The sequence below is a fragment of the Aeromonas sp. S18(2024) genome (genome assembly GCF_041402525.1).
Classification (GTDB): domain Bacteria; phylum Pseudomonadota; class Gammaproteobacteria; order Enterobacterales; family Aeromonadaceae; genus Aeromonas; species Aeromonas enteropelogenes.
The window spans coordinates 60210-70923 of sequence record NZ_JBGLQV010000004.1; the positions used below are offsets into that span (position 1 = coordinate 60210).

Consider the following 10714-nt stretch of genomic DNA (forward strand, 5'->3'; position numbering starts at 1 on the left):
AGGGTGCAGATAATAAAATATATTATCAAGAATTTACAAATACGGAGCCGTAATTTTAATGCGTAATTTTCCTGCAACACCCATTGAAACAATAGCCTGCATATGGCGCAACCGTTCTCTTATTAATGCCTCGGCAAAAAGGGAGGTGTTGGGGCGTTATCGCGGCTCAACGATGGGGCTATTTTGGTCATTTCTAAACCCTCTCTTTATGTTGACAATATATACTTTTGTATTTAGTGAAGTATTCAAGGCTCGTTGGGGTACGGTAAATGAATCAAAGGCTGAGTTTGCACTTATTCTATTTGCTGGGCTGATTATTTTTAATCTGTTCGCTGAATGTATTAATCGTGCGCCCGGATTGATACTAGGAAATCCTAACTATGTAAAAAAAGTTGTCTTTCCACTGGAAATACTCCCTTTTGTCAATCTTTGTTCAGCCACCTATCATGCGGCTTTGAGTCTTTTGGTGTGGTTTGTTGCATATGTCATATTGATAGGTATTCCTCATTGGACTGCTCTGCTGCTACCGCTAGTGATTATACCCTTTATCTTCTTTATTATGGGGCTTAGCTGGATTCTTGCCTCATTGGGCGTATTTTTACGTGATGTTTCACAATTCATTGGTCTCATCACTACTGCTCTGATGTTTATGAGCCCAATTTTTTATCCTATGAGTGCTATACCCGAAAAATATAGAGATTTGCTTCTCCTTAATCCGTTAACCCAAGTCATTGAGAGTGCCCGTGATGTTCTTTACTGGGGGAAGTTTCCAGATCCTGTTTTATTACTATTATATTGGTTAGTTGCAATGTTGTTTGCTTGGCTTGGCTTTGCTTGGTTCCAAAAAACTAGAAAAGGATTTGCGGATGTTCTCTGATATTGCAATTAAAGTCGAAAATCTTAGTAAGTGTTATGAAGTGTACGATACGCCACGTGACCGCTTAAAACAGTTTATTTTCCCCCGAATGCAAAGTGTGGTGCGAGTTGTAGAGCGCCAAAATTATTATAGAGAGTTTTGGGCTCTTAGAAATGTAAATTTCGAAGTAAAAAAAGGAGAAACTGTTGGTATAATCGGTTGTAATGGCAGTGGCAAGTCAACTCTGTTACAAATGATTTGTGGTACGTTGAATCCAACTTCGGGTAGCCTTAATACTAAAGGGCGTATTGCCGCATTATTGGAGCTTGGTTCTGGTTTTAATCCGGAATTTACTGGCAGAGAAAACGTATATCTTAATGGCGCTGTATTAGGCTTGAGCAATAAAGAGATAGACGAGCGCTTTGATGATATTGCTGATTTTGCCGACATTGGTGAGTTTATTGAAAGGCCAGTAAAAACTTACTCCAGTGGGATGACTGTTCGTTTGGCATTTGCTGTTCAGGCCATGGTTGACCCAGATATACTCGTGGTCGATGAGGCTCTTGCTGTAGGCGACGAAAAATTTCAAAGAAAGTGTTTTGCTAGACTTGAGGAGCTCAAGAGCAAGGGGTCGTCAATACTCTTTGTATCACATTCTTCTGCCAGCATAGTTGAACTGTGCGATAGGACGCTTCTGCTTGATCATGGTAACCAGCTAATGTTTGGTGACTCACCTTCTGTTGTGCGTATTTATCAAAAAATACTATATGCTTCAGTTGATAGTCGGGAGCGTTTGATTAGGGAGCTTCTAGCCGATGAGATATTCAGTCATAGTCAGGAAGTTAATATTGAAGAAAAAAATGAATGCTCAAATGTAACCATCAAAACAAAAGTTAAAAACAATAAACTCACTGACGCCTATGATCCTGGGCTGATACCTGAGACAACAACGGTTTACCCTAGTCAAGGTGCAATAATTAATGCTATAAGAATCATTAACAATGATAATGAAAGTGTAAATATATTGCAATCGAGCAATACGTACAGCTTCGTTGTTTCAGGCCAATTTTTAAAAGATTTTTCCGGCGTTTACTTTGGAATACATATTAAATCAGTTTCCGGAATGGAAATTACTGGACAACGTTTCCCACAAGAAGGACATTATCTGGAGAGAGTTAGAGCTGGTCAGAATTTTGAAATGAAATTTACATTTCGTATGGATTTGTTGCCTGGCGTATATTTTTCAGGTGGTGGTATTTGGTCGAGTACAGAACCTCATTGTGCACATCGTATTGTTGATGCAATCATGTTTAGGGTAAACCCTGGAGAAGAAGCAATCCATTCTTTTGGTTATGTGGATTTGCGTGAAGCGGAACCTGCTGTAAAAATCAATGGTTGATTTGTAATTATCATTGAACTTCCTACGTACCTACGTAGATGCAGTTTTCAGATATAACTTTTATACTTTTTATGCAAATCATACTTGAGCCTTGAAATATGGCCATGTAGTTGTATAAGTAGCTAATAATCTTCCAGATATGTAATAGGGTGTTTCTGTGAATATTGATGACTGGTCTGAACAAGACAAAATAAAACTTGGTAATTATCTTCAGTGGAATAGTTATCGCTCTGAGCAGCATAAACTTTTATATGTGGCGACGCCAAAAGTGGCATGTACAACTTTAAAATGGTGGATTGCTTCACTGGAAGGTTTATCAGAAAAAATTCGTAACACAAGTGACAGCTTCGAATCTGATCCAGAGTTAGTTATTCATGATGTGTTTCATAGAATCGCTCCTAACGTAACAGGCTTAAAGTTAAATGATCTTTCTGATGCTTTGACTCAAGATGAATTTTTTAGGTTCGCATTGGTTCGCAATCCTTACAAGAGAATATTTTCAGCTTGGCAATCAAAAATTTTATTACGTGAGCCTTTACAATCATCACCATATATTTCAAGTGATTTTTACCATTATCCTATTAAAAATATGAGTGACATAGCTGGGGCATTTGAAAGTTTTTTAGAGCATATTGCAGCAAATGAAACCCCAACATTTCTGGATCTTCATTGGACGCCACAAGTAAATTTACTTCGGCCGGACATAATTAATTATTCATCCTTAGTTAAGATTGAAGAGGTTGAAAAAATAAATCAGAGTCTTTCTGATTGGCTTGGTCCATATATTCCTACGCCATTTAGAGATCATCGCTCTAACGAAAGTATGATTCCATATTTATCTGAGTTTGTGACAGAGCGTAGTAAGCAATTAATTTGTGCTTTGTATGGTCTTGATTTTGAAACATTTGGCTATGAGACGAAATTACCAGAGAGTAAAGCAATATTTTCCACAGAGCAATGGGCTGTAGCATATCAAGCAATTAAGCTTATCCGTGGGCGTCATCAAAGAATTAGCGATTTTAATGAATTTAAAATTAAGATGTTGCAGATAGATTCTGAGAATAAATCACTTATTAATAGCTTTAGGCAGTCAATGAATGAGCGTGATGTACAAAATAATATCTTGAGTCAGCAATTAAAAGATTTTGAACGTCAAATTCATGAAATTAATGAGGTCGCTGTTGTTAACGAAAATAAAAATCATAATCTTGCTGAAGAGATTAATAAACGAGATATAGAAATTAACATGCTCAATGAGAATCTTAGAGAGTGTGCTCGTCAAATAAATATTTTTAATCAAATCTCTATTGATAATGAAAATAAAGTTTCTGGGCTTGTTCAATCGATTGAAGAGAGTGATATTAAGATAACTAGCCTTCATCAAGAGATTGAAGAGCGTGATATTAAGATAACTAGCCTTCATCAAGAGATTGAAGAGCGTGAAATTAAAATCCATTCTTTGAATGAGTTAATTTCTGATTATGAAAGTAAACTTGAATTTTTCAATCAAGCTATTTATGAACGAAACTCTAAAATTGATAGTCTTAATAAAGCTGTTGCTGACAGTGAGTTTGTAGTATCAGAAATCATTAAATCTACTAGTTGGAAATTAACAAGGCCTATGCGTCTGATTGGTAGTAAAATAAAGCACACAAAAAGAAAACTTTCATTTAATTATAATTGCAGTGAAAATAACTCTTCTTCTAACATTGTTTTTAATAATGCCGATAAAGATATTTTTGATTCTATAAATAATCAAGAAGAACATAATACATTACAACAACATAGTATAATTGAAAATTCTTTATCTGAATTTGATCCTGAGTTCTATTTAAAGGCTTATCCTGATATCGCTAATGCAGGGATAGACCCTAAACAACACTATTTACTGCATGGCCGCCTTGAGGGGAGAATTCCATGTATGCCCGAAGTGAGTCACTTTGGTTCAGTAAGTACAGATTTTGACCCAAGCCGAGAAAACGTGCTTGTTGTAAGTCATGAAGCTTCGCGTACAGGGGCTCCGATACTAAGTCTAAACTTAGTTAGAATATTGAAAAAACAATATAATGTTTTAGTTTTAATATTAGGTGGAGGTCCACTTATATCATCAATTCGAGAACTCGGCGCTGTAGTTATTGAACAAGGTGATATGCGATATAACAATGCTATTGCAAATATTGTTATTGAAGATATTGTCAACAAATGCGATTTTAAATTTGCATTAGTAAATAGCATTGAATCTAGAGTTGTTTTGCCCATTTTAGCGAAGAGATTTATTCCTAGCATCACATTGTTACACGAGTTTGCTGCTTACACTCGCCCTTATAATGCATTTCGTGATGCTTTTTTATGGTCAGGTGAGGCTGTCTTTTCTGCTAGATTAACTCTTCAGAGCGCTCTTGATCAACATCCTGAACTGGGAGAGCGCTTTGCTCATGTATTGCCTCAGGGACGCTGTATTTTACCTAATGAGGTAGTCGATGAAACTATAAAAACATTAGAGAAAAGTAGGCTTATTAGTGCGCTTTGGCCTAATCCCCTGAATGATAAACCTTTCATTGTTCTCGGGGCTGGTTATGTGCAATTGAGAAAAGGTGTTGATCTATTTATTGAGTGTGCATCTCGATTATTCAGAATGGGTAGTCCACGGAATATACACTTTGTCTGGGTTGGCAAAGGTTATGACCCCAAAAATGATGTGAACTACAGCGTATATTTAGCCGATCAAATTGAACGAGCTGGTTTATCAAAAAATATTACATTTTTAGATGAAACATCAGAAATTGATTTTGTCTATAAAGAATCTGACCTTCTTTTGTTGACATCAAGACTAGATCCGCTTCCAAATGTCGCTATTGATGCTCTGAATGAAGGGCTTCCAGTTTTGTGTTTCGATAAGGCTACAGGTATTGCAGATATTCTAACCGAGGGCAATCTCAAGGAAGATTGCGTGGCTGAATATATTGATACACAAATGCTAGCTGATAAAGTATATAAGCTAGCTAATGACTCAATGCATTATGATAATGTATCAAAAAAATGTAAAAATCTTGCGGGCTCGATTTTTGATATGGAGGACTATGTAAAAAATCTGCAAAACTTGGCTGAAACAGTTACTGTGCAGGTTGAACAGGAAAGGCAGGATGTTAGAGATATTTTAGATTCAAAATTGCTAGATATAAATTTTTGTGCGTTACCCACTGAGTTAAATCGGTCTCTTACAGAGATAGTCCGAGAATACGTACGATCCTGGGCCACAGGTATAGGAAGACGTAAACCATTTGCTGGTTTTAACCCTGAAGTGTACCGTGATTTTCATGGTGGAAGTTTGTTGAAATCAGATCCGTTAGCCCATTATATTCGCTCAGGTTGTCCACAAGGGCCATGGTTGTACCCAGTAATCCGTAATACTGATTTGCCACTACCTGTTGCTAATAGTGTCAGGATTGCTTTGCATTTGCATGTATATTATCCTGATCTCCTCCCTTTAATAATCGAGCGTCTACAAAATAACATTGTTAGACCTGACCTTTTTGTTAGTGTACCTAGTGAAAAATGTCTTGAGGAGGTTTCTCGTCAACTTGCTGGATACAATGGAAAAGTCATATCAATTGAAATAGTTCCTAATCGTGGGCGTGATATTGGACCATTTTTTTCATGTTTTGGTTCTAGAATTAAAAGTAATTATGATTTTGTCGGACATTTACATACAAAAAAGACTGCCGACGTTGAAGATTCATCGATGGGGGCTAATTGGTATGAATTTTTGTTGGATAATTTACTTGGTGGTGAGTCGGGGGCGATGATGGATCGTATATTAGGGTTCATGAGTAATACACCAACAGTTGGAATGGTTTTCCCTGATGACCCGAATGTAGTGGGATGGTGTGAAAATAAACCTTATGCTACCGTTTTAGCAAAGCGTCTGGGAATTAAAGAAATTCCTGATAGTATTACTTTTCCTGTCGGTACCATGTTTTGGGCAAGAGTTGATGCGTTAATCAATTTCTTGAATATGGAGTTGAGTTGGGATGATTATCCCGAAGAGCCACTACCCTACGATGGTTCTATTCTACATGCTATGGAGCGTCTGTTACCTCTAGGTTTGGCTAATGGGGTGAATCAATGTGCTCTGACTAATGTTTGTGGAGTTAGCAGATAATTATGTTATATCAAGAACTGTGTAAAATTAAGCGTTCTATTGTATATCTTATTTATGCTGTTTTTCGTACTATAAAATATTATCAAAGTTCGCCTGCATTAGCTATTAATCGTGTTTTCAGTGTCTGGCGAAGAGAGGGCCTTGATGGAGTACGCCGTCGGGCAAATATTTTGGTGGGGGGGCTGAGGGCCTCCCCCCTTAATAAGGATGGAGACAATATTTATGTGATAGAATCTGCTGAAAGCACAAAATTCAATCCTAAAGTATCGATCATTGTTCCGAACTACAATCATGCTCCTTACCTTAAACAGCGATTGGAGTCCATATATCGACAGACATATAAAAACTTTGAGGTGATTTTACTTGATGATTGTTCTAGTGATAATAGCACAGAGATATTAACAGATTTTTCATCACGCTTTCCTAATCGAACTATTTGTAATTTTAATGCTGTCAACTCTGGAAGTGTGTTTCGACAGTGGAAAAAAGGTCTTGATATTGCTAATGGTGAGCTTGTCTGGATAGCAGAAAGTGATGATTTTTGTTCGGATGATTTTCTGGCTGAGCAGGTAAAGGCATTTAATAATCCTGCAGTTATGCTTTCTTTTTGTAACGTAGAATTTGTCTCCGGTGAGTCTTGTGAGCCAGTTTGGTCACTGGCTTCATATCTTTCCGATCTGGCTATGCATGACTGGAGTAAGCCATTTATTAGATCCGCACACTCTCTTGTCTCTTCAGGTTGGGGAGTTAAAAATCTGGTACCAAACGTTAGTGGTGCTGTCTTCAGGAAACCTCATAATTTTTCTTTGCTTGATGATGAGCGTTGGCAGAGTTTACGTATGTGTGGTGATTGGGTCTTTTATCTGTCACTCATCAGAGGTGGTTTGGTCTCTTATACTCCTGTTGCAACCAACTATTATCGACAGCATAGTGCTAGTACGTCACAAACTGCACAGAAACACGATATCTATTATCTAGAACATGAAGTTGTGGCTTCATATCTTGTTCAATACTTTAAAATAGATAGAAGTGTTTTGAGTAAACAGTATGATGTACTTTATAATCATTGGTGTAGTTTGAGGGGAAGTAATTTACAGTCTCAATTTCACAAACTTTACGATTGCGAGCGAATTTGGCCGCTCACCTATGAGCGCAAGCCTAATATTGTTATGGCTGTTTATGCCTTAGTATCCGGTGGTGGCGAGACGTTTCCTATCATTTTGGCAAATCAACTGAAGAAAAATGGTTATGCGGTAACAGTGTTTAACTGTAAAGAACGTGTGACTGAGCCTGGTGTGTTAAATATGTTGGATCCTGGCATTCCTTTATTGGAGCTCTCTAACATGACTATGGTTCGAGCTGCTTTTGAAGATATGGGAATTGAGATAATACATTCTCATCATGCATGGGTAGATCTAACCTTGGCTAGTTTATTGAATGGTTGTCAAGATATAAAGCATGTTATTTCCATGCACGGTATGTATGAGATGATGTCGTCAGCCCAGCGTGAAGCCGTGACGCCTTTACTCATGTCCCGTATCAATCATTTTGTCTACACAGCAGAGAAAAATCTCCAAGGACTACCAGAATCCATCAAGAGTGCAAAATCGTTAACCAGAATCAACAATGCCTTGCCTGTGACGACAGTTGAACCTGTAGACCTATCTTCTCTACAGATATACAAAGACGATTTTGTTGTTTGTATGGTCGCAAGAGCTATCCCTGAGAAAGGGTGGGAAGAGGCTATTCATGCTGTTAATTTGGCAAATATGTGTTCAGTTAGAAAAATACACCTTTTGCTGATCGGTGATGGTCCAGAGCACGATAGATTGTGTCAATCTATGAGCTCTGATACAATTCATTTTCTTGGTTTTCGCCAAAATATTCGTGACTACTTTTCATCGTCACATTTAGGGTTATTGCCTTCCAAATTTAAGGGGGAAAGCGCTCCACTTGTTGTCATTGATTGCTTACTGGTGGGTAAGCCGATACTTGCCAGCAATGTTGGAGAGATTGCAAATATGATAAGCTCTCCAGAAGGCATCGCTGGTCAATTATTGGAGTTGGATAAATGGGAGCTTAATCCGAAAGAAATGGGCGAATGCATTGCAGCGTTGGCGAATCAATCAGATAAATATCAAGAAATCTGCTCACATGTAGCATCTGCATCCAGTAAGTATTCGATTGATTCGATGACCAATAGCTATGAAACGGTCTATCGTTCATGTCTCACCAACAGCTAATTTTTACAATTAACGAGAGTGTTATGATATCAAGCATTACTAATATTCAAGGTATGGGAAAGCGCTGCTTGGTTTTAGGGGGGCTTGGTTTTATTGGCTCTCACCTGGTAAAGGCCCTGCTTGATTTTGGTTTTAAGGTTCGCTGTTTTGAACGTCCGCATACTAATTCGGTGATGGCGGATTTCTTTCAGCATCCTGACTTTGAGCTGTTTGAAGGGGATTTCTCTAGCGAAACTGATGTGGCAGAGGCGATCAAAGATTGTGATTTTTGTTATCACCTGGTGTCAACGACACTGCCTAAATCATCTAATTTAGATCCAGTTTTCGATGTTGAGAGTAATTTGATTGGCACAATCCGCCTTCTACAGCATGCAGTAGATAATGGAGTGCAGAAAGTCATCTTTATCTCATCCGGCGGTACTGTGTATGGTACACCAATGGAACTACCTATACCGGAAAATCACCTTACTGATCCTACTTGTTCCTATGGTATAACTAAACTCGCGATTGAAAAATATTTTGCTCTTTTTCATCATCTTCATGGATTGGACTATACAGTATTACGCCTTGCCAATCCTTATGGGGAGGGGCAGCGGACACTTTCACAACAAGGTGCAATTGCAGTTTTTCTCGGTAAAATTCTACGTGGCGAAACTATTGAAATATGGGGGGATGGCTCTGTTGTTCGAGATTACATTCACGTTTCGGATGTAGTTGAAGCTCTTCTTTTATCATTGGAGCCTTCAAATGGTAAACATTTATTTAATATCGGTTCTGGTACGGGCCATACTTTAAATGAGATCATTTCAACAATCGAAGATGTCACTCATTGCCGTGCTATTGTAAATTATTTGGATTCAAGGGCATTCGATATACCAGTAAATATATTGGATATAAATAAAGCTCAAGCTTTATCAGGTTGGCATCCAAAAATTAATCTTGTTGCTGGAATAGAACGTTTTTATAAATGGCTAAGTGTTGATGACTCTTGGCTTAATAAGTGATTTTTAAGTTTTATTCTTGCAGGCATACTTTATGCATGGTTAGACATGTTTCATACATGAATTGACCACGTGTACTATGTAAGTTCATATGTTAATAGAAAAGATTTTATCGGTTTACGACCTCAGTCTTTGACGCTAAAAAATTATGGTTAAAAAATGAAATTAAACATTGATGCTCTTGAGTCTGAATCAATAGCTATCTTTAGGGAGGTTGTTGCTCAATTTGAAAATCCGGTAATGCTGTACTCCATTGGCAAGGACTCTTCTGTATTATTGCATTTAGCTCGTAAAGCGTTTTACCCGGGCAAGATTCCTTTTCCTTTGTTACATGTGGATACAGGCTGGAAATTTCGTGAAATGATCGAGTTTCGAGACCGTATGGCAGCCGAGCATGGTTTTCAGTTGTTGGTGCATACCAACGAAGAGGGACGGAGGCAGGGAATTAATCCGTTTGATCACGGCTCTTCTTATACAGATATTATGAAAACTGAGGCTCTTAAGCAGGCACTGAACAAATACCGGTTTGATGCGGCGTTTGGGGGGGCTCGGCGAGATGAAGAGAAAAGTCGAGCCAAAGAGCGGGTCTTTTCATTTCGTGATGCGCAGCACCGTTGGGATCCTAAAAATCAGCGGCCTGAGCTGTGGAATCTTTACAATACCCGAGTCAATTCGGGCGAGAGTATCCGGGTCTTTCCGCTTTCAAACTGGACCGAGCAGGATATCTGGCAATATATCTACCGCGAGAAAATTGAGATAGTTCCGCTCTATTATGCAGCCCCCCGTCCGGTGGTCGAACGTGGAGGAACCCTCATCATGGTCGATGATGAGCGGATGCGCCTGTTGCCGGGCGAAACTCCCATGTTAAAAACAGTACGTTTCCGTACCTTGGGCTGTTATCCCCTGACCGGGGCAATCGAGTCTGAAGCGGATACCTTGCCGACCATTATTGCCGAGATGATGCAGGCCAGAACATCGGAGCGGCAGGGGAGACTCATCGATTCGGATCAGTCTGCCTCGATGGAAAAGAAAAAAATGGAAGGGTATTTCTAA

At 38.6% G+C, this 10714-nt stretch carries 6 protein-coding genes; all 6 read left to right on the plus strand.

Annotated features, from left to right (window positions below; genetic code table 11):
- Positions 1–58: 58 nt before the first annotated feature.
- The 6 genes from ACB034_RS08830 to cysD all read left to right on the plus strand — a co-directional run bounded on the left by ACB034_RS08830 (position 59) and on the right by cysD (position 10714).
- Positions 59–877 (plus strand): ABC transporter permease, encoded by an 819-nt coding sequence (locus ACB034_RS08830; protein WP_371172621.1) that lies wholly within the window; start codon positions 59–61, stop codon positions 875–877.
- Positions 867–2255 (plus strand): ABC transporter ATP-binding protein, encoded by a 1389-nt coding sequence (locus ACB034_RS08835; RefSeq protein ID WP_371172622.1) that lies wholly within the window; start codon positions 867–869, stop codon positions 2253–2255. The genes ACB034_RS08830 and ACB034_RS08835 overlap by 11 nt, the downstream gene beginning before the upstream one ends.
- A gap of 157 nt (positions 2256–2412) precedes the next feature.
- Complete coding sequence (locus ACB034_RS08840) at positions 2413–6417, plus strand: rhamnan synthesis F family protein (RefSeq protein ID WP_371172623.1); 4005 nt, start codon at positions 2413–2415, stop codon at positions 6415–6417.
- 2 nt (positions 6418–6419) lie between these two features.
- The gene (locus ACB034_RS08845; protein ID WP_371172624.1) at positions 6420–8660 is read left to right on the plus strand and encodes a glycosyltransferase; all 2241 of its coding nucleotides are present in this window, start codon (positions 6420–6422) and stop codon (positions 8658–8660) included.
- Complete coding sequence (locus tag ACB034_RS08850; RefSeq protein ID WP_371172625.1) at positions 8642–9664, plus strand: NAD-dependent epimerase/dehydratase family protein; 1023 nt, start codon at positions 8642–8644, stop codon at positions 9662–9664. Before ACB034_RS08845 ends, ACB034_RS08850 begins: the two co-directional genes overlap by 19 nt.
- 156 nt (positions 9665–9820) lie before the next feature.
- Positions 9821–10714, plus strand: coding sequence for a sulfate adenylyltransferase subunit CysD (gene cysD / locus ACB034_RS08855; RefSeq protein ID WP_371172626.1), 894 nt, complete (start codon positions 9821–9823; stop codon positions 10712–10714).